This is a genomic window from Paraburkholderia caballeronis, assembly GCF_900104845.1.
GTDB classification, from domain to species: domain Bacteria; phylum Pseudomonadota; class Gammaproteobacteria; order Burkholderiales; family Burkholderiaceae; genus Paraburkholderia; species Paraburkholderia caballeronis.
In genome coordinates, this window is the sequence record NZ_FNSR01000002.1 from 300,392 (window position 1) to 319,089 (window position 18,698).

The window sequence follows — 18,698 nt, forward strand, 5'->3', positions numbered from 1 at the left end:
TTCGCTACAGTTCGACCAGTTCTTCGGCGGCCGCGAGTTCCAGCCCGCCGGGCCGGTCGTTGCCGGGAATGCCGGTGCAGCAGGCGGACACGACGAACACCATGTCGGCGACCACGCGGCACGCGACGAAGCCGCCCGCGCGCGTGGCGTTGGGCTGCGGCTCGATGGCGCCGTCCTGATGCAGGTCCACGTGCATGAACAGATTGATCGGGTCCGGCAGTTTCGGCGGCGTCAGGCCTTGTTCGGCGATCACCCGCGCGACCGATTCGACGCAGCCGGTCTGCCCCGCGTAACCGTTCGCTTCGAGAAACGCGCTGGTCGATGCAGGCAACAGTAGATCGTGACGGCCCACCGAGTCCTTGCCGAGCACCATCAGCGCCCGACGCCGGTTGCTGACGATCCGCATGCCCGCCTGCAGCACATACGAATTGCTGAACACACGCGTGTGATGCACGGACAGAAAAATATCCGGATTCGCGCGGCTGAAACCGAACAGCGCGGCCGTCGCGCCGTCCTCTTTCGCTTCGATGCGCAGGATCTGTCCGGCCTTCACGTCGATGGCGCGGCTTTCGCCAGCCGGCACGAACACGCGGGCGGGCGGCAGCGGCGCGCGATCGGGAGTGTCTTTGAGAAGCAGCATGGGTGTCGATAAGCTCAGACGGCGGCGCGCGCGGACGGGTCCGCGTCGTGAATCGAAATGGCGATGTCGGTCACGCGCAGACCGTTGCCCGGAATGATGTCCTGCGGACACGACGACACCGCGCACAGCAGGTCGTCGAGCACCTCGAACGTGATGTGATCGCCGGGCCGGCTCGTCGGATCGGTCACCTGCATCCGGCGGTCGGGCGTGACGGGGCCGTTCTGGAACAGGTTGAACGGCTCCGGTACGTCGAACGGCGAAAGACCGTGCAGCGCGAGTCCCGCGTGCATGTTGTCGAGACAGTTGCGATGGCCGGTCACGTTGAAGTCGACGGTGAAACGCGTGTCGTCGCAGGCGGGTACGTTCGCATCGTGCACGCCCACCGTGTCCTCGATCACGCGCAGCAGCGGGCGACCGTGTGACGAATACAGCGCGTCGCCGACCGCGAAGAACAGCGAACGCAACTGGCGGCGCGTATGGGTCGGCGACAGCTTTTCGCTTTTGTCCACGGCGGCCACGGCGACGAAGTCGGCGGCCTGCTGCCCTTCGACGTCGGTGATCGTCAGGAACTGGCCCGCCTTGACTTCGAACGTGCGGCCATGACCGGCCTCGACGGTCAGCGACAGAATCGGTTCGCTCATGCTGCCGGGCCTCATTGCGCCGGAATGAAATCGGCGGCCGGCGTATCGAAGGTCACGCCGAGATACTGCTTTTGCAGACGCGCGAGTTCGCCGCTCTTCTTCATCGCGAGAATCTGGTCGCTGATCGCCTGGTTCAGACGCGCATCGTCGGGGCGCGTGGCCAGCGAGATCCATTGCGACGGACCCAGCTCGCCAGTCAGCTTCATCTTGCCGGGGTTCTGCTTGATGACCCCTGCAAGCACGGTCAGGTCGTCGAACACGAAATCCGCGCGGCGCGTCATCAGCGCGGCCACGGTTTGATCGACGCTATCCACGCTCAACAGATTGATCGGCGCGAGGCCCTTCGCCTTCAGCGTCTCGTTGAACTGCTTGAGGATCTGCTCGGGCGCGCTGCCGGTCTTGACCGCGCCGGTCAGGCCCGCCAGCGATTCGGGCGTCGGCTGCGCCGCGATCTTCGAGAAATCCGCCCGCACCAGCGCGCCGTTGACGGTCTTGCTGGTCGGCACGACGTATGCGATCCGCTTCGCGCGCTCCGCCGTGACATTCAGCGCGGAGCCTTCGAGATCGAACGAATGCGACAGCAGGCCGGGAATGATGCCGCTGAACGCCATGCGCTGGTATTCGATCGTCACGCCGAGATGCTTTGCCACCGCCGCCAGAATCGCGGGATCGTAGCCGACGATCGCGTTGTTCGCATCGGTGTACTCGTACGGGGCGAAGGTCGGATCGATCGCGACGATCATCTTGCCGCGGCTCTTGATGTCGTCGAGCGTATCGGCGTGAGCGGCAACGGTATGGCAAAACGCGGCGACCGGAAGAACGGCCGCGAGCGCAAAACGTGAGAGGCGCAGCGAGAACATCGTATGGGCTCCGTAAATTTTTTCCGTGTGGTTCGTTGGGTCCGGCATGTCGGCAACGGAACCGGTAATGCACGATCCATACCACCCTCGCCGTGAAACACAAGTTTCCACTCCGCATACGTAGAAACACACGATTCCCAAAGGAGTTTCTGGAAACGGCAGTTCCGCGATCCGCGCCGTCTGTGACAGAATACGAACGCGGACAGCGGCAACGCACGCACAACACGCGTGCAAATCCGGTGCCGCGCACCGGCACGGTGCCGGTCTCGCACTGCCGCATGCCCTTCCCTCTTCCGGATCAAACCCGCTTCATGCCTTCACCCCAGCCCAGGAAAAACCGGCGCCCGGCGTCCATCGAGAGCCGTATCGCGGAACACTACGAGCAGTTGTCGGAGATCGATCAGCGGCTCGCGGACGTGATCCTCAGTTCGCCCGGCCAGCTCGCGATGCAGACGGCGACCGAACTCGCCGCGAACGCGCGGGTGTCCAAGGCGACCGCGACGCGGTTCTTCCAGAAACTCGGCTACGCGTCATACGACGATGCGCGCGAGACGGCCCGCGCGGCGCTGGTAGGCGGCTCGCCGCTCTATCTACAGGAACGCGGAAACAAGGAATCGGGCGGCGCGCTCGACGAGGTGATCGAGGCGCACCTGAATCACGAGGTGACGAACCTCGCCAACACGTACCGCTCGCTCGACCGCCAGGTGTTGGCCGACGTGGTGAGCAGCATCGCGAGCGCGCGGCGGGTGGTCGTCATCGGCTACCGGCACAGCCATACGATCGCGATGATGATTCGCCGCGAACTGGTTCAGGTGCGCAGCGACGTGATCGTGCTGCCGACGCCGGGCGACACGCTGGCGGAGTACGTCGGCGATCTCGGCGGCAAGGATCTCGCGATCGTGATCGGCTTCCGGCGCCGCGTCCCGGCCGTGTCGCTGGCGGTGGCGGCGCTCGCCGACGCGGGCGTCGACACGCTGTATCTATCGGATGTGATCGCGGGGAAACCGGCGCGTCTGGCGCGCTGGGTGATTCGCTGCCATACGGACGGCTTCATGCTGTTCGACAGCGTGATAGCCGTGTCCGCGCTGGTGAACCTGATCTGCTCGCTGGTCGCCGAGCGTTTGCGCGAGCATGGCAACGGGCACCTTCAGCGGGTCGAGGTATTGCATCAGCGCCTGCGCGAACTGGAATAGGCGACCGGGTGCGCGTTCGACCTCAATGCGGTTGTTGCTGCAACCCCGGCCCGCCTCTCACGGGGCGGGCCGGAATGCCTTCTCGAACTTCTCTTTGGCAACCCCCTTTCACGTTGCCGGGACCGCGTCAAGAACGCGCTTGTCCGCGGCCGCCGTATCGCCCGACGCCGCCGCGCCGCAACTCGCATTGGCGAACATGACGACCTCCTTCGCGAGAATGCCGAGTTGTCCGGCAGAGGATGCATCGACGCACGCGCCGTCCGCATCGAACAACGGCATCGACGTGTTCAGCATGACGCCGAGCGGCGTCGGCCAGCCGCGCAGCGCATGGACGATCGAACGCAGCGTCGCGAGCGTCGAAGCGCCGGCCTGCACGCCGCCCGCGCACGCGATGCAACCGACTGCGCGCCCGCTCAGATACGTGCGCTCGTCGGTCCGCATGTCCTCCGTATAGTCGAGCGCGTTCTTGAGCAGCCCCGACAGCGAGCCGTGATAGGCCGGCGACGCGACGATCACGCCGTGCGCGCGCCGCAGCGCGGTCAGCAGACGGATCGCCTGCGGCGTCCGTGCCGCCGCTTCCGGCGAATACATCGGCATCACCAGATCCGGGCCGACGATCGCCTCGGTGGTCGCGCCGAGCTTCTGCGCCTCGCACAGCGCGGCGCGCACGACCAGTTCCGAACTCGATCCCGCCCGCAGCGTGCCGCCGATGCCGACGATGTGAGGAACGAATGCACGAGTCATGATTTCTCCATCCGGTTCAAGAGGTACGGAAGCGCAAGCCGCGGCGATCAAACTGCCGCGCCCGCATGCTGCCCGAACTGCGCGGAAAAATTCGGCGCCACTTCGCGCGCGAAGCGGGAGAGCCACTCGCGCCGCTTCTGCTGCGGAATGCCCGGCGTGGCCGCCATCACGATCAGATGGTTGAAGCCGACGTCCAGATATTCCTGAACGCGTTCGCTGACGGTCTCCGGCGAGCCGAACAGTTGCAGGCGGCTGAACGGACCGAGATTGTCCGGATTGCAGTACGCCATGCGCCGCTCGTGAACGGCCGCGAACGACTGGTAGTCGGGAATGGTCGGAAAGCCGTTTTCGTCGGGACGGTAGTGCTCGACCTGCAGTTCGAACCAGCGCGGCATATAGGCGCGGGCCAGCGCCTCGGCTTCGTCGTCGCTGTCCGCGATGATGCAACTGATCGCCACCGGCTTCGTCACGTCCGTATTGCCGCCGCGCCGCAGCGTGACGTCATGCCAGGTGTTCAGCACGCGTCGCTGCACGTCCATCGGCAACGTGCCGTTGGAGATCGGCGGCAGATCGAGTTCGGCGATCTTCGTCGCGCTGTCCGGGCTGCCGATCGCGCCGTAGAAATGGATGTTCTCGCGCCGCGCATCCGGCCGCAACCGCACTTCGAGCGGCACGCGAACGTGCTTGCCTTCATAGGTGAACGGCTTGCCCGACAGCGCCCGATCGAGCACCTCCCACACTTCCTGGAACCGCTCCTTCGCATGTTCGAGCTTCAGATCGAACGCATCGTATTCGAGCGGCGCCGCGCCGCGGCCGAGACCGAGATGAAGCGGCGCATCGGACATCAGGCTGAGCATCGCGATCTCGCCCGCGAGGCGTACCGGGTTGTGCCACGGCGTCACCAGCACCATCGTGCCGAGCCCGAGGCCGGGGCAGCGCGCAGCGATGTTCGACATCAGCATCAGCGGGCTGGGCGTCGGAAAATAGCTCGAAAAATGATGCTCAGGCGTCCATACCGTGCGGAAGCCCAATTCGTAGCCGAAGCGGGCATCCTCGATCATGCCGCGATACAGATCGAGGTCCGGCGTCGGCTCGACGTCCGACGCCGCAATCATGAAACCGAATTCCACCTGCTGCCCCATCATTTTTATCCTCGTCATTTACATGCATTTACATATGTTATTTCATTCGCATTCTGTGTCAAGCGGATTTTCGCGGCTCGATCGTCAGCGCGGTCAGCGTGGTGATGAGGCCGAGCACCGCGAGGTAAATGACGATCGGCCAGTACGAATGCCACACAGCCAGCAGCGATGTCGCGATGAGCGGAGACAGGCCGCCGCTGAAGATCGCGGCGATCTCGTGTCCGAGCGCGAGTCCGGAATAACGCGTGCTGGTGCCGAAAAAGCTGCTGAACAGCGTCGGCTGGGTCGCCACCATCGCCGCATAGCTGATCGTGTTGGTCAGGAAGAACGCGAGCATCATCAGCGCCGGATTGCCTGTGCCGATCAGATGGAAGAACGGATAGGCGAACGCCACCATCGTCACCGCGCCGAACAGATAGACGGGCCGCGTGCCGATGCGGTCCGAAAGCCGCCCCATCCATACGATCACCGGCAACTGCACGACGAACGAGACGATCATCGCGCCGAGCACGAGCCCGGCCGGTACGCCGGCGAATTTCGCGTAGGTCAGCGAGAACGCGACGAACACGTACGAACTGCCGTTCTCGGCAACCCGCAGGCCCATCGCTTTCAGCACGGCGCGCGGATGCTCGCGCAGCACCTGCAACACCGGCGCTTTCGACTGACGCCCCTGCGCGGCCAGCTCCCGGAACGCCTGGGTTTCCGGCACGGTTCGCCGGATGTAGGTGCCGAGTCCGAAGATCACCACGCTCGCGAGAAACGGCAGGCGCCATCCCCATTCGAGAAACGCCGCGTCGGGCAACTGGCGCACGAGCCATACCGCGGCGGCCGACAGCAGGAACCCGAGGCTCAACCCCGCCTGCCCGTAGGCGGAGAAATAGCCGACTTTGCCGGCCGGCGCGCTTTCGGTAATCATCAGCACGGAGCCGCCCCATTCGCCGCCCGCCGCGAGCCCTTGCACGACGCGCAACGCGACGAGCAGCGCCGGCGCAAGCACGCCGATCTGGCCGTACGACGGCAAGAGGCCCATCAGGAACGTCGCGCCGCCCATCAGCGCAAGCGTCCAGATCAGCGCAACGCGGCGTCCGTACCGGTCGCCGATGTGCGAGAACAGGATGCCGCCGAAAGGCCGCGCGAGAAAGCCCACCGCAAAACCCGCGAATACGCCGAGCGCGGCGACCAGCGGTTCGGTTCCTTTCGGAAAGAACACCTGCCCGAACACCAGCGCGGCGGCGGTGCCGTACAGAAAGAAGTCGTACCACTCCAGCGCATTGCCGAGCGCGCACGACACGACCACGCGCCTGAGCGCGCGCCCTTGCAGCGAAACGGGCCGTTCCGCGGCCCCGGATAACGTATCCGACACTTCCATACCGATCTCCAGTGGGCAGGGACGGTCGCCCCTGCGATGAGTTGACGTCGAGCCGACGATGCCGAGGCCAGGGCCGCAGCGTGCTCAAAACAGGTGGCGTATGCCCGTGAGCAGCAGTAGCTGGCTGCGAGTGCTCGAAGGAGTGGCCTGGAAGATGACGGCGGGCGCAAGCGGACCATTGGACGCCCGGACGTAGTTCGCGAACGCGAACACGTCGGTCCGCTTCGACAGGTAGTAGTCGACGCTCGCCTGGGCCTGATTCCAGTGCGGATCCGCGCTCACGCCCTGATAGTGGCCGCTGGTGTAGAGCCACGCCGCGGACACTACCCATGCCGGCGTCAGCTGATACACGCCGATCACGTCGAAGTTGTTCAGGTTGACGCCGGTGTTGTCGAGGTACGAGAAATGCACGTTCGAATACATGCTCGCCACGCTGAACGCGCCCATCCGGTACAGGCCGCCCACCGCCGCGACCTCCTGATGCCTCACGCCGACCTTGCTGTCGAGCGGACTCGTATGGAACAGCGCGAACGGCGCACCCGCATAGTCGTCGGTGACCGCGCCATTGGCGTTCGCCGTCCCCGGCTGGTCGATCGACAGATAGGCCGCCGCCAGCCGAACACTCCCGTTGTCGTAGCCGACGCCCGCGCTCCATGCGCGGTTCTGCGAAAAATCGCCGGCCTTGTTGCTGAACGCATACAGCCCCTCGAAAGTCAGTCCGCCGAAATTCGGGCTCACGTACTTGACGGAGTTGTTGTAGCGGAAATTGCCTTCGACGTTGTCGCTGTCGCCGAGCGTGGTTCCGAAGCCCGGCCCGAACGCCTGCGGCTCGTAGCGGTCCAGATAGTCCCACATCATGTCGTACTGCCGGCCGAAGGTCATCGTGCCATAGCGATTGCTGCCGAGGCCGACGAACGCCTGACGGCCGAACATGCGTCCGCCCTGACCGAGCGTGCCGTTCGTCGAGCTGAAGCCGTTTTCGAGCTGCGCGAGCGCGGCGAGGCCGCCGCCCAGATCCTCGCGGATCTTCAGCCCCCAGCGGTTGTTCTGGTTCGCGCCGCTGAACATCTGGACCGCACTCTTGCCCCCCTCGTTGTTCACATAGCCGATGCCGGTTGAAATGATCCCGTAAAGCGTCACGCTGCTCTGCGCCCACGACGGCGACGAGCACATCCCGGAACATAAAATCAGTAGGACTAATCTAGTTTTCATGAACTCTCCGTTGATTTTCGTTGACGACCGATTTTTTTGACGACAGGAACGAAAGCGCCGGCCTGCGGCGGCTCGCACCCGGTACTACGCACTACAGAAGCGGCTTCAGAAACGCGCCCAGACAAGCGTTGAATGCCGACGCGTTTTCGATGTTCGACAGGTGTCCGGCGCCGGGAACCACGCGCAGGACGGCGCCCGGAATACAGGCTGCAAGCTCTTGCGCCAGCGGAAGGGGCGTGAGCGTATCGTGCTCGCCGACCATCACGAGCGTCGGCGCGGAAATCGATGACAGGTCGCCCGCGAAGTCGTCGTCCAGATTCGCCTTGATGGTCTTCAGATAACTGCCGGCGCGCAGCATCGAAATGCTGGCCACGAGTTCCTGCATCGCGGCGTCGGCGATGTCCGGGCCGGCGAGCCCGCGCGCGACCGCGGGCGCGATATCGGCCGGGGTCCGGCCCGCGAGCAGCGGCTCGGCGCGCGCCGCGAGAAAGGCCGCGCGCTCGTCGGGCGAGCGGGTGTCGCGCGTGTCCGGCCGGGTATCGACGAGGGTCAGCGACGCGACGCGCTGCGGATACAGCAGCGCGAAACGCTGCGCAATCCGCCCGCCGAGCGAGAGGCCGACCAGATGCACGCGGGCCGCGCCGCAGTGGTCGATCAGCCGCCGCACGTCGTGCGCAAAATCGGCGATCGTCACGTCTCCGTCGTAGTCGTCGCTTGCGCCGTAACCGCGGGCGTCCCAGCTCGCCGCGCGCGCGAACGCGCCGACTGCGGTCAGTTGGCGATACCAGTTCGACCGGTTGCCGCCGATCCCATGCAGGAACAGCACCAGTTCGCCGCTGCCGCATGCGGAAAATGCAATGCGCGGCGAACCGGGCACCTGCACGAACGGCCAGGGCGGCGGCGCGCCGGGATAGCTGACTTCATCCATTTCTGCCTCCAGAATAGGCAAACCCGTTGCCGCATCGCAGTTGCATCGATCCGGCGAAACATGGAAAATACATGTAATTTCATATGTATATGAAGCAACACTAGGGCATCAATTTTTGCGTGTCAACGGGCGCGGGCCGTCGTTGGGGATGACTCCCAGCCGCCGCGGCGAACTTTTCGAACAGGGGAAAATGGATGAATGCGTCGAGGCGTAACCGGTCAGCCGGCGAGAAGAACGAAACGCCCGTAAAAAACGCCGTACCCAGAAACGCGTCGTCGAGCGTATCGGACAACCCGGACGCCCCGGACAGCGCCGCCGCGCCGCCCGACCCCGCGTACTTCACCGATCAGTTCGTGCCGTATCTGATCAACCATGCGGCAAGCCTCTTCAACCTGCAGTTCAAGAAGGACCTGCGCAAGCTGGACATCTCGGTGATCCAGTGGCGCGTGCTGGCTGTGCTGCACGGCTCGCCGGGGCTGGCGCTGCGGGAGATCGTCGAGAAGACCGCGATCGATCAGCCGACGCTCAGCCGCGTCATCGACCAGTTGCACGAGCGGGCGCTGCTCGAACGCAGCGCCCGCGAATCGGATGGGCGCTACCTGTCGCTGTCACTGACGAAGGAAGGGGATGCGTTGTACGAGCGCCTGTGGCAACTCGCATGGAAGCACTATCAGCGCGGCACGGCCAATCTGACCGAGAGCGAGACCGATACGCTGATCAGCCTGCTGCGCAAGACGATCAGCAGCCTCAAGAACGAATGACAGCCGGTTCAGGACGTCCGCTGAAACAGCCGGCGCCAGCGTCGCTGGTCAGCGGTTCGTGCAGCAGCGTCGGCCGGTCGTTGCGACCGGGCCGCTACCGGCCGTGGCCTGTCGATTCGTCGAGCGCATCCTCGACGAGTTCGATCCAGTGCCGCACGCCGGTGCGGTTCGCGCCGGCCAGATGCGTCTGGCAGCCGATATTCGCCGTCACGATCAACTCGGGCGTCCCGCTTTCCAGCGCATCGAGCTTGCGTTCGCGCAGCTGCACGGCAAGCTCGGGCTGCGTGATCGAATACGTTCCCGCTGACCCGCAGCACAGGTGGGAATCGGGCACGTCGGTCAGGTCGTAGCCGAGTTTCGTCAGCAGCCCCTCGACTGCGCCGCCCAGCTTCTGCGCATGCTGCAACGTACACGGACAGTGGAACGCGATCCGCCGGCGCGTCGCCGTCTCCAGTGCATCCAGCGGCTCTGCGCCGAGCACTTCGACAAGATCGCGAGCCAGTTCGCTGACCCGCGCCGCCTTATCCGCATAGGCCGGATCGTCCCGCAACAGATGCGCATACTCTTTGACGAACGCGCCGCATCCGCTCGCGGTCTGCACGATCGCCTCCGCGCCGGCCTCGATCGCCGGCCACCACGCGTCGATGTTGCGGCGCGCGCGTTGCAGGCCGTCCTGCTGCGCGTTCAGGTGATACTCGGCCGCGCCGCAGCAGCCGGCCTGCGGCGCGGCGACGACGCTGATACCGAGCCGGTCGAGCACCCGCGCGGCAGCGGCGTTCGTATTCGGCGACAGCGACGGCTGCACGCAGCCTTCCAGCATCAACATGCGGCGCGCGTGCCGTGCACCCGGACGCGGTTTCGCCGCCACGGGTACGGCCGGAATCTTTTGTCTAATCCGTCGCGGCAGCAACGGACGCGCGATACGGCCAGCCCTGAGCAACGCGTCGAACGCGGCCGGCCGCGGAATGATCCGCCGCAGTCCGGCACGCAGCATCCGCTCGCCGGCGGGCCGGCTCACCCGCCGCTCGATTTCCGCGCGGCCGATATCGAGCAGCGAGTGATACGTGACGCCGGACGGACAGGTGGTCTCGCAGTTCCGGCACGTCAGGCAGCGATCGAGATGCAGCTGCGTCTTTTGCGTGACCTCCTCGCCCTCCAGCAGTTGCTTGATCAGGTAGATCCGGCCGCGCGGTCCATCGAGTTCGTTGCCGAGCAACTGATAGGTCGGACAGGTTGCATTGCAGAAGCCGCAATGCACGCAACTGCGCAGGATCGATTCCGCTTCGTCGGCGCGCGACAAGGTCTGCGCTTCGGCGCTGAGACGGGTTTGCATGGTCGCTTCCTCGGCTTCCGGTCGATGATGGGTCAGCAGTTGCCGTAGAGCCGGCCGGGATTGAAGATGCCGTGCGGATCGAGCCGGCGCTTCAGTTCGCCATGCAGCCGCGCAAGCGGCGCCGCCAGCGGCATGAACGGACCGTCGCCGGCCGCTTCGTCTTCGTTGGCGGGCGACACGGGTTTCGTGTAGCAGGTCGCGTGGCCGCCGGCCGCCGCGGCGATCGCGCGTATCGCCGCGGCCGGCGCATCGCTCTTCAGCCAGCGCTGCGCGCCGCCCCAGTCGAGCAGCACGTCGCCCGGCAGCGGCATCAGCGGCGTCGCGTTGGGCAACGACAGGCGCCACAACGGACGCGGATCGTCGAAGAACGGCAGACGCCGTTCGCGCAGCCCGGTCCAGAACGGCATGGGGACGTGCATGCCGCCGATGCGGTCGCGCGCGGAGGACACCGCCCCTTCCCCGCCTTCGAGCCGCACGTGCAGCAGGCCGTCGACGTAACACGCGCCCGTCACCGGCAGCGCGGCGCGACGCCAGCCCGACAGTTCCGCGAGCGCCTCGGCGGCCGTCATGTCGAGCGCGGCACAGTGGGTCGCGCGCGGCTTCGGCAGCACCTTCATCGACACCTCGGTGATCAGCGCAAGACAGCCGAAACTGCCGGCCGTGAGCCGCGACATGTCGTAACCGGCGACGTTCTTCATCACTTCGCCGCCGAAACGCAGGTGCTTCGCTTCCCCCGTAATCAGCCGGCAGCCGAGCACGAAGTCGCGCACCGCGCCGGCCCACGGCCGCCGCGGACCGGACAGCCCGCTCGCCACCGCGCCGCCGAGCGTCGCGACACCGTCGAACTCGGGCGGCTCGCAGGGCAGCATCTGCCCCGCTGCATCGAGCGCGGCGGTCAGTTCGACAAGCGGCGTACCGGCGCGCGCGGTCATCACCAGTTCGCTCGGCTCGTAACGCACGATGCCGCGATGGCTGCGCGTATCGAGTTCGACCGCATGCGCGGCCTCGGCGCGTGACAGAAAGGCCTTGCTGTTGCCGCCCCGGATCGCGAGCGGCGTGTGCGTCGCGATGGCGTGCGCAACCTCGTCGAGCAGACGCTGGCTGTCGTCGTATGCAATCGGATCGTGCTGCATCAGAATCGCTCCAGTTCCGGAAACCGCAGCGCGCCGTGATGCACATGCATCGATCCGAACTCCGCGCAGCGATGCAGCGTCGGGATGTTCTTGCCCGGATTCAGCAGACCGAGCGGATCGAACGCGGCCTTCAGCGCATAAAAGAGCCGCAGTTCGTCGCTGTTGAACTGCGCGCACATCTGGTTGATCTTCTCGCGGCCGACACCGTGCTCGCCGGTGATGCTGCCGCCGACCTTCACGCACAGTTCCAGGATCGCGCCGCCGAGCGCCTCGGCCCGCTCCGTTTCGCCCGCGTTCGCATCGAACAGGATCAGCGGGTGCAGATTGCCGTCGCCGGCATGGAACACGTTCGCCACCCGTAGCCCATATTGCGCGGACAGTTGCTCGATGCCGGCCAGCACGCCGGGCAATTCGCGGCGCGGAATCGTGCCGTCCATGCAATAGTAGTCCGGCGAAATGCGGCCGACCGCGGGAAACGCATTCTTGCGTCCCGCCCAGAAACGCTGGCGCTCGGCCTCGTCGCGCGCGACGCGGACGTCGGTCGCGCCCGCGTCGCGCAACAGCGCCTCCACCCGCTCGCAGTCCTCCTGCACGTCGCGCTCGGCGCCGTCGACTTCGCACAGCAGGATCGCGGCCGCCTCCACCGGATAACCCGCGTGGATGAAGTCCTCGGCGGCGCGGATCGCGAGGTTGTCCATCATCTCCAGGCCGCCGGGAATCACGCCGGCGCCGATGATTCCGGCCACGGCCGAGCCCGCGCGCTCGACGTCGTCGAACGACGCCAGCAGCACGCGGGCGCTCTGCGGTTTCGTCAGCAGCTTGACCGTGACTTCGACGACGATCCCGAGCATCCCCTCCGAGCCCGTGAACAGCGCGAGCAGATCGAAGCCCGGTGCGTCGAGCGCATCGGAGCCGAGCGTTACGTGCTCGCCTTCGATCGTGAGAATGTCGAGCTTGAGAATGTTGTGGACCGTGAGTCCGTATTTGAGGCAGTGCACGCCGCCCGCGTTTTCCGCGACATTGCCGCCGATCGAGCAGGCAATCTGCGACGACGGGTCCGGCGCGTAATACAGGCCGTGAACCGATGCGGCATGCGAGATCGCGAGATTGCGCACGCCCGGTTGCACGCGGGCCGTGGCGGCTTCGGGGTCGATGTCGAGAATCCGGTTGAAGCGCGCCATCACGAGCAGGATGCCTTTTTCGAGCGGCAGCGCGCCGCCGGACAGCCCCGTTCCCGCGCCGCGCGCCACCACCGGGATGCGCGCTTCATGCGCATACCGCAGCAGCTTTGCGACCTGCTCCACGGTCTCCGGCAACGCGACCAGCAGCGGCGTCGTGCGATACGACGCGAGGCCGTCGCATTCGAACGGGTGCAGGTCCTCGGCTTCGTGAAGGATCGTCAGGTCCGGCACGCGCTGACGCAACCGCGCGACGACCTCGTTCCTGTCGTGTGCAATGAGCGGGCCGTCCAGCGCCTCGTCGTAGCGATAACTCATCGAATGTCTCCCCGCTCGTGCTACAGATTCCGGCGAATTGCGCACGCGTGTCCGAACCCATGTCCAGATCCGATTGTTGAGGCAAGCAGGCTGCGCTGTCGATAGGCCGGATCAGTGGTCTTACCAGTTTTTTGCCGCGAGGATGATGTGACTCGCCCTCGATACCTATAAAACGTGGCAATCTTGGCGGGTTGCGTGACCAGGCCGAATGCTGGCGATACTGGTCGTACCAGCAGGAGAGAGGGCAATGGACACAGCCGGAACCACGGGAACCGCGCCGGCGCTTCAGGTCGCCGACGTCGTAGCGGAAAGGATCGAACGCCTGATCGTCGACGGCGTGCTGAAAGCGGGCCAGCCGCTGCCGTCGGAGCGACGGCTCGTCGACAAGCTAGGCGTGTCGCGCACCGCGCTGCGGGAAGGGCTGAAACTGCTGCGGGCGCGCGGCATCATCGAAACGGCGCACGGACGCGGCTCCTATGTCGCGAGCCTGACGAAGCCGCCCGAGACGTCGCCGTTGATGCATCTGCTCGGCTCGCAGCCGCGTACGCTCTATGACCTGTTCGAAGTGCGCGGCCTGCTCGAAGCAGAGTCGGCGCGTCTTGCCGCGCTGCGCGGCACGCCGGCGGACTACGTGCTGATCACGCGCCGTTATGAGGAAATGGTCGCGGCGCACGACGTCGACACCAGCCCGTCCGGGCACGCGCGCCTCGATCATGCGTTTCATCTCGCGATCTGCGAGGCTTCGCACAATCCGGTGCTCGTTCACACGCTGGGTTCGTTGACCGACCTGCTGCTGAGTTCGGTCTTCGCGTCGGTCAACAATCTCTATCATCGCGAGCCGCACAAACGCACCATCGACCGGCAGCATGCGCGGCTCTACAACGCGGTGACGGGCAAGCTGCCGACCCAGGCGCGCAAGGCGGCCGCCGACCATATCGCCGGCGTATGCGCGAGCCTGCGGGAAATCGAGCAGGAGGAACAGCGCCTCGTACGCTCGACGCTCCGGCTCGAAGGCTGGCGCTGAAAAACAAACCGCCGGGGGTTGCCCGGCGGATCAAAGGCGCGACCGGGTCGCGACAGCGTGGAAATCGTCAGAAGCTGTTCCAGTCGCCGGAGCCCGCGGTTTGCAGCGTCCCGCTGGAACGCGCCGCAGCAGGCTTCCGTGCTGGCGCGGCAGGCTTCGTGCGCGGCTGCGCCACCGCTGCGCTGCCGGCTTCGTGCGACGCGGCCAGCCTGAACATCGACACCGACGATTTCAGTTCCTTCGCCTGCGATTCGAGCGCGCCGGCAGCGGCCGCCGCTTCTTCGACGAGCGCGGCATTCTGCTGGACGACTTCGTCCATCTGCGTGATCGCGAGGTTGACCTGGCCGATCCCCTTGCTCTGTTCCCGCGACGCCGCGGAGATTTCGCCCATGATGTCCGCGACGCGCTGGATTTCCCGGGTGATCTCGTTCATCTTCTCGCCGGTTTCGCGTACGGTCGCGGCGCCGGTCTGCACCCGCGACACGGAGTCGTCGATCAGTTCCTTGATTTCCTTCGCCGCGCCCGAGCAACGCTGGGCCAGCGAGCGCACTTCCGACGCGACCACCGCGAAGCCCCGCCCCTGCTCGCCGGCGCGCGCCGCTTCGACGGCCGCGTTCAATGCGAGGATATTGGTCTGGAACGCGATGCCCTCGATGAGGCCGACGATGTTGGCGATCTTGTCCGAGCTTGCGTTGATGCCGTCCATCGTTTCGACCACGCGCGACACGGCCACGCCGCCCTGCTGCGCCGCCTGCGCGGCATTCGCGGCGAGCTGGTTCGCCTGGCCCGCGTTGTCCGCGTTCTGCGTGACGGCCGACGTCAGCTCCTCCATGCTGGACGCGGTTTCCTCCAGCGAGGCCGCCTGCTCTTCCGTGCGCTGCGACAGGTTCTGGTTGCCGGCCGCGATCTGGTAGGTGGCGGTCGCAATCGACTCGGCGGACGTCTTGATCGTGCCGATGGTCTGCGAAAGCTGCTCCTGCATGCGCTTCATCGAATACAGCAGACTGGAGCGGTCGTTCGGCGTCGTGTTCACCGTCACGGTCAGATCGTTATTCGCAATCTGATTCGCGATTTCAGCCGCATACGACGGCTCGCCGCCCAGCGAGCGGAAAATGCCGCGATTGAGCGGCACGACCACGCCGGCCAGCACCGCCGCCAATACCACCAGCATTTCCAGTCCGCGATAAAGCGACGCGCGGAATGCGGCGTCGAGATCGTCGACGTAGACGCCGGTATTGAGAATCCAGTCCCACGGCTGATAACTGACGGCGTACGAAATTTTCGGCGCCGCTTCGTGAGCGCCCGGCCGCGGAAACTGGTAGGAGATGAAACCCTTTCCATCGCGCCGGATGACGGTCACGATGTTCTGGTAGATGTGATCGCCGTTTGGCCCCTGGTAGTCGTTCAGATCCTTGCCGTTCATCTGCGGCGACGTCGGGTGCATCAGCATGGTCGGGTGCGAATTGAAGATGGTCACATACCCGCCTCCGCCGTAACGTATGTTCCGGATGCTCTCCATGGCGCGCTTCTGCGCCTCTTCCACGGGAATCGAACCGGCCGCCGCCTGATCTCCGAAAGTCTTGACGACGCTGAGCGCGGTATCGGCCACATGCTCAAGGTCGGCCTTGCGCTCCTCGACCCTGATCGCCCTCATTTCGTAAGCATCGTAAATCGATATGCCCGCGAGGCAGATAAGGCTCAAGACAAGCGGCAACCAGAGTTTCTGGATAAACGACAGCTTCATACATCTCCTTTGTTGTTAATTACTTTGCGATGTGGGACTGAATAAATATGTTATCGGCCCGGGTCTTCCGATCTTTAGAACTACGGCATTAATTTCCCGGCCCGATAATCGTCCCGACAACGCAAAGACACCGAAGCTAATGCGCGGGGTCCGCATGCGGCGAAGGGCTCACGTGAGTCAGGCCCGAATCCGTCTGCCCCATGTCGTCGAGCAGGTTGCCGCGCTCGACAAATGCACGACGCATAGGACTAAGCACGAACTTCGATGCGAGCGCGGTCGCGATGGCGACTGCCGCACAGCAAAAGAGCACCGTGGTCCACGTCCCCGAGGTTTCCTTGATGACGCTGCCGAGCGGCACCAGCAGCGCCGCGACGCCCTTCGTCGTATACAACGCGCCGGCATTCGCGGTCACGTGTTTATCGCCGAAGGTGTCGCCGGCCAGCGCCGACGAGATCGCGTAGGTCTCGCCCCAGCAGAGAAAGATCAGCGGTGCGAACAGCACGAAGCCGAGCGGCGTGTGGCCGAACTGCGCTAGTCCCAGCAGCGCCGCGCCTTCGCCGAGGAACACGATGAACATCACGTTCTCGCGCCCGAAGCGATCCGAAAGGAATCCGCCAAGCGGACGCGTCAGCCCGTTCGCCAGGTTGTCGATCGAAAGCGTCAGCGATAGCAGCGGAATCGTCGCGCCAAAGAACGCCATCGGCAGCCGCGCGACGCCGAAGTCGCGCGCCATCGGGCCAAGCTGCGCCGTGGCGATCAGGCCGCCGGTGCTGACCGCCACGAAGATCACGTACATCACCCAGAACACCGGCGTCCTGAGCGTCTGCACGGTGGTCAGGTCGCGCCGCGCTTCCACGCGGGCGCGCGACGGCTTCCTGACGCGCAGGCCCGGCCGCGGACGCACCAGGAACAACGACAGAAAGAGAATCGCGCCGCCGAGGATCATCGCGAAGGTCGAAAACGCGCTCTGGTAGCCGTAGACCTTGATCGCGTTGGCGATGGGGACGACCGTCAACGCGGCGCCCACGCCGAAGCCCGTCGCGGTAAGCCCCGACGCGAACCCGCGCTTTTCGGGGAACCACTTCAGCGCATTGCCGACGCAGGTTCCGTACACGGACCCCGCGCCCAGCCCCGAGATCACCGCCGCCGTGTAGAGAACGGGCAGCGTATGAGCATGCGCGTTCAGCGTCCATGCGATGAAGACCAGCACGGCGCCGACCGCCACCACCGGACGCGGGCCGTACCGGTCCACGAACATGCCCGCGAACGGTCCGAGCCAGGTTTCGATGATGATGAAAATCGTGAAGGCTGCCTGAATGTCGTGCTCGGGCCAGCCCATCGTGTCGTGCATCGGCCGCACGAAAAGCGTCCAGCCATACTGAAGATTCGCGATCAGCGCCATGCACAGCACGCCGATCACCAGCTGCAACCACCGGGTTCGGCCATAGGCCGCGGTGGGCTCGTCAAGCTTCGGTTGATACATGAGTGCCTCCTCTCATCGTCCGTGCTGCAAGGTAATGACCGCGGTCGCCGGATAGCGCCGCGCGCCGCGCATCAAGACATGGCCCGCTCCGCCCAACTGGACACGCCGTCGAAGGACCGGAAATCTCCGATGGAACGCGCCTGCCATTGCGGATGGCTTTCCTGAATCATCCGCGCGAGCGAATTGCCGGGACCGAGTTCGAGAAACACGGTCGCGCCCCGCTCGACGGCGGCTTCGACGCACGTGTTCCAACGTATCGCCTGCATCAGTTGAGCGGCGAGCGAATCGACGGCGGCGGGCCAGTTATCGACGGCCGCGCCGCTGATGCCCGCGATCACGGGAGCCGTCGGCGCAAGCGCGTCGACGTCGTGCAAACGTTTTCGCAACGCGGCTGCGGCGGGCTGCAGAACGGAGGTATGCGAAATGATCGACACGGCAAGGCGGCGAACCGTGCTCGCCCCCGCCTGCGCGGCGTGAGTGGCGATCTGTTCGAGCGCCGGCCCGGTCCCGCCTATGACGAAATGATCGTCGCCGTTCTCGATCGCAATCTGCGCGCCGAAGCGTGTGCAGAGGGACTCCAGCTCGGGCTTCAGCAGACCGCGCACCGCCAGCATGCCGCCGTGCGCGTCGGCGCAGGCATCCATCAGCGCGGCGCGCGTGCGGGCAAGTTCGATCGTCTGCGATGCCGACAACGCGCCGGCGCAGCCATACGCGGCCAGTTCGCCGATGCTGTAGCCCGCGTACAGAACCGGCTCCGGCAGCCGGCTCGACAGCACCCGCCACGCGGCGAGCGCCGTCGCGCAGATCAGCGGCTGCGCGATCGCGTTCTGGAACATCCGGTCATCCATCGGCTCCTGGTCGAGACGCCACAGGTCCACGTCGATCAGGTGGCTCGCTTCGTCGATGACCTCTCGCGCAAGCGGCTCGTTGCGGCACGCCGCGAGCATGCCGGGACGCTGGGCGCCCTGTCCGCTGCAAAGGATAGCCAGGCCCAT

17 protein-coding genes are annotated in these 18,698 nt (G+C 65.6%); 3 read left to right on the forward strand and 14 right to left on the reverse strand.

Features of this window, described 5'->3' with window-relative positions:
• Positions 1 to 4: 4 nt before the first annotated feature.
• From BLV92_RS17810 to BLV92_RS17820, 3 genes are read right to left on the reverse strand one after another with little or no spacing between them, the layout of a single operon-like run.
• Entirely contained in the window at positions 5 to 640 is a 636-nt protein-coding gene (locus BLV92_RS17810) for an urea carboxylase-associated family protein (protein ID WP_090547514.1), read from the reverse strand.
• A gap of 14 nt (positions 641 to 654) precedes the next feature.
• A complete protein-coding gene (locus BLV92_RS17815; RefSeq protein WP_090547516.1) occupies positions 655 to 1,281 on the reverse strand; it encodes a DUF1989 domain-containing protein in 627 nt (208 codons plus the stop codon).
• Positions 1,282 to 1,292: 11 nt separating this feature from the next.
• Positions 1,293 to 2,141, reverse strand: a complete 849-nt coding sequence (locus BLV92_RS17820) for a transporter substrate-binding domain-containing protein (protein ID WP_090547518.1) — start codon at positions 2,139 to 2,141, stop codon at positions 1,293 to 1,295.
• A gap of 311 nt (positions 2,142 to 2,452) precedes the next feature.
• Between BLV92_RS17820 and BLV92_RS17825 the strand changes: the two genes are divergently transcribed.
• Complete coding sequence (locus BLV92_RS17825) at positions 2,453 to 3,334, forward strand: MurR/RpiR family transcriptional regulator (protein WP_090551133.1); 882 nt, start codon at positions 2,453 to 2,455, stop codon at positions 3,332 to 3,334.
• A 108-nt stretch (positions 3,335 to 3,442) separates the two neighbouring features.
• Here the strand turns inward: BLV92_RS17825 and BLV92_RS17830 are convergent, their stop codons facing one another.
• The 5 genes from BLV92_RS17830 to BLV92_RS17850 form a co-directional block, all read right to left on the reverse strand.
• Entirely contained in the window at positions 3,443 to 4,078 is a 636-nt protein-coding gene (locus BLV92_RS17830; protein WP_090547519.1) for an NADPH-dependent FMN reductase, read from the reverse strand.
• Positions 4,079 to 4,125: 47 nt separating this feature from the next.
• Positions 4,126 to 5,238, reverse strand: a complete 1,113-nt coding sequence (locus BLV92_RS17835) for an LLM class flavin-dependent oxidoreductase (RefSeq protein WP_090547521.1) — start codon at positions 5,236 to 5,238, stop codon at positions 4,126 to 4,128.
• 40 nt (positions 5,239 to 5,278) lie between these two features.
• Positions 5,279 to 6,589, reverse strand: a complete 1,311-nt coding sequence (locus BLV92_RS17840; protein WP_090547522.1) for an MFS transporter — start codon at positions 6,587 to 6,589, stop codon at positions 5,279 to 5,281.
• 84 nt (positions 6,590 to 6,673) lie between these two features.
• The gene (locus BLV92_RS17845; protein WP_243842382.1) at positions 6,674 to 7,801 is read right to left on the reverse strand and encodes a porin; all 1,128 of its coding nucleotides are present in this window, start codon (positions 7,799 to 7,801) and stop codon (positions 6,674 to 6,676) included.
• A 91-nt stretch (positions 7,802 to 7,892) separates the two neighbouring features.
• Positions 7,893 to 8,729 carry an alpha/beta fold hydrolase gene (locus BLV92_RS17850; RefSeq protein WP_090547525.1) on the reverse strand — a complete coding sequence of 279 codons (837 nt, stop codon included), beginning with the start codon at positions 8,727 to 8,729 and terminating at the stop codon, positions 7,893 to 7,895.
• Positions 8,730 to 8,923: 194 nt separating this feature from the next.
• On the opposite strand from BLV92_RS17850, the gene BLV92_RS17855 reads away from it, so the two are divergent.
• Positions 8,924 to 9,490: a MarR family winged helix-turn-helix transcriptional regulator gene (locus BLV92_RS17855; RefSeq protein ID WP_090547527.1), complete on the forward strand. Its 567-nt coding sequence runs from the start codon at positions 8,924 to 8,926 to the stop codon at positions 9,488 to 9,490.
• A gap of 94 nt (positions 9,491 to 9,584) precedes the next feature.
• Here BLV92_RS17855 and glcF read toward each other — a convergent pair whose 3' ends face one another.
• From glcF to glcD, 3 genes are read right to left on the reverse strand one after another with little or no spacing between them, the layout of a single operon-like run.
• Complete coding sequence (gene glcF / locus BLV92_RS17860; RefSeq protein WP_090547528.1) at positions 9,585 to 10,823, reverse strand: glycolate oxidase subunit GlcF; 1,239 nt, start codon at positions 10,821 to 10,823, stop codon at positions 9,585 to 9,587.
• 32 nt (positions 10,824 to 10,855) lie between these two features.
• The gene (gene glcE / locus BLV92_RS17865; RefSeq protein ID WP_090547530.1) at positions 10,856 to 11,956 is read right to left on the reverse strand and encodes a glycolate oxidase subunit GlcE; all 1,101 of its coding nucleotides are present in this window, start codon (positions 11,954 to 11,956) and stop codon (positions 10,856 to 10,858) included.
• Positions 11,956 to 13,452 carry a glycolate oxidase subunit GlcD gene (gene glcD, locus BLV92_RS17870; protein WP_090547531.1) on the reverse strand — a complete coding sequence of 499 codons (1,497 nt, stop codon included), beginning with the start codon at positions 13,450 to 13,452 and terminating at the stop codon, positions 11,956 to 11,958. The genes glcE and glcD overlap by 1 nt, the downstream gene beginning before the upstream one ends.
• 247 nt (positions 13,453 to 13,699) lie before the next feature.
• Between glcD and glcC the strand changes: the two genes are divergently transcribed.
• Positions 13,700 to 14,476 (forward strand): transcriptional regulator GlcC, encoded by a 777-nt coding sequence (gene glcC, locus BLV92_RS17875; protein ID WP_090547533.1) that lies wholly within the window; start codon positions 13,700 to 13,702, stop codon positions 14,474 to 14,476.
• Between the two features lie 67 nt (positions 14,477 to 14,543).
• On the opposite strand, the gene BLV92_RS17880 is transcribed toward glcC, so the two are convergent.
• The 3 genes from BLV92_RS17880 to mdcH form a co-directional block, all read right to left on the reverse strand.
• A complete protein-coding gene (locus BLV92_RS17880) occupies positions 14,544 to 16,220 on the reverse strand; it encodes a methyl-accepting chemotaxis protein (RefSeq protein WP_090547534.1) in 1,677 nt (558 codons plus the stop codon).
• Between the two features lie 136 nt (positions 16,221 to 16,356).
• Positions 16,357 to 17,703, reverse strand: a complete 1,347-nt coding sequence (gene oxlT / locus BLV92_RS17885; RefSeq protein WP_090547536.1) for an oxalate/formate MFS antiporter — start codon at positions 17,701 to 17,703, stop codon at positions 16,357 to 16,359.
• Between the two features lie 71 nt (positions 17,704 to 17,774).
• Complete coding sequence (gene mdcH / locus BLV92_RS17890) at positions 17,775 to 18,698, reverse strand: malonate decarboxylase subunit epsilon (protein WP_090547537.1); 924 nt, start codon at positions 18,696 to 18,698, stop codon at positions 17,775 to 17,777.

What these genes read in the sequence shown, in the direction of transcription:
- BLV92_RS17810 (WP_090547514.1), bottom strand. Translation starts at nt 640, where the DNA reads ATGCTGCTTCTCAAAGACACTCCCGATCGCGCGCCGCTGCCGCCCGCC.
- BLV92_RS17815 (WP_090547516.1), bottom strand. Translation starts at nt 1,281, where the DNA reads ATGAGCGAACCGATTCTGTCGCTGACCGTCGAGGCCGGTCATGGCCGC.
- BLV92_RS17820 (WP_090547518.1), bottom strand. Translation starts at nt 2,141, where the DNA reads ATGTTCTCGCTGCGCCTCTCACGTTTTGCGCTCGCGGCCGTTCTTCCG.
- BLV92_RS17825 (WP_090551133.1), top strand. Translation starts at nt 2,453, where the DNA reads ATGCCTTCACCCCAGCCCAGGAAAAACCGGCGCCCGGCGTCCATCGAG.
- BLV92_RS17830 (WP_090547519.1), bottom strand. Translation starts at nt 4,078, where the DNA reads ATGACTCGTGCATTCGTTCCTCACATCGTCGGCATCGGCGGCACGCTG.
- BLV92_RS17835 (WP_090547521.1), bottom strand. Translation starts at nt 5,238, where the DNA reads ATGACGAGGATAAAAATGATGGGGCAGCAGGTGGAATTCGGTTTCATG.
- BLV92_RS17840 (WP_090547522.1), bottom strand. Translation starts at nt 6,589, where the DNA reads ATGGAAGTGTCGGATACGTTATCCGGGGCCGCGGAACGGCCCGTTTCG.
- BLV92_RS17845 (WP_243842382.1), bottom strand. Translation starts at nt 7,801, where the DNA reads ATGAAAACTAGATTAGTCCTACTGATTTTATGTTCCGGGATGTGCTCG.
- BLV92_RS17850 (WP_090547525.1), bottom strand. Translation starts at nt 8,729, where the DNA reads ATGGATGAAGTCAGCTATCCCGGCGCGCCGCCGCCCTGGCCGTTCGTG.
- BLV92_RS17855 (WP_090547527.1), top strand. Translation starts at nt 8,924, where the DNA reads ATGAATGCGTCGAGGCGTAACCGGTCAGCCGGCGAGAAGAACGAAACG.
- glcF (WP_090547528.1), bottom strand. Translation starts at nt 10,823, where the DNA reads ATGCAAACCCGTCTCAGCGCCGAAGCGCAGACCTTGTCGCGCGCCGAC.
- glcE (WP_090547530.1), bottom strand. Translation starts at nt 11,956, where the DNA reads ATGCAGCACGATCCGATTGCATACGACGACAGCCAGCGTCTGCTCGAC.
- glcD (WP_090547531.1), bottom strand. Translation starts at nt 13,452, where the DNA reads ATGAGTTATCGCTACGACGAGGCGCTGGACGGCCCGCTCATTGCACAC.
- glcC (WP_090547533.1), top strand. Translation starts at nt 13,700, where the DNA reads ATGGACACAGCCGGAACCACGGGAACCGCGCCGGCGCTTCAGGTCGCC.
- BLV92_RS17880 (WP_090547534.1), bottom strand. Translation starts at nt 16,220, where the DNA reads ATGAAGCTGTCGTTTATCCAGAAACTCTGGTTGCCGCTTGTCTTGAGC.
- oxlT (WP_090547536.1), bottom strand. Translation starts at nt 17,703, where the DNA reads ATGTATCAACCGAAGCTTGACGAGCCCACCGCGGCCTATGGCCGAACC.
- mdcH (WP_090547537.1), bottom strand. Translation starts at nt 18,698, where the DNA reads ATGGGCCTGGCTATCCTTTGCAGCGGACAGGGCGCCCAGCGTCCCGGC.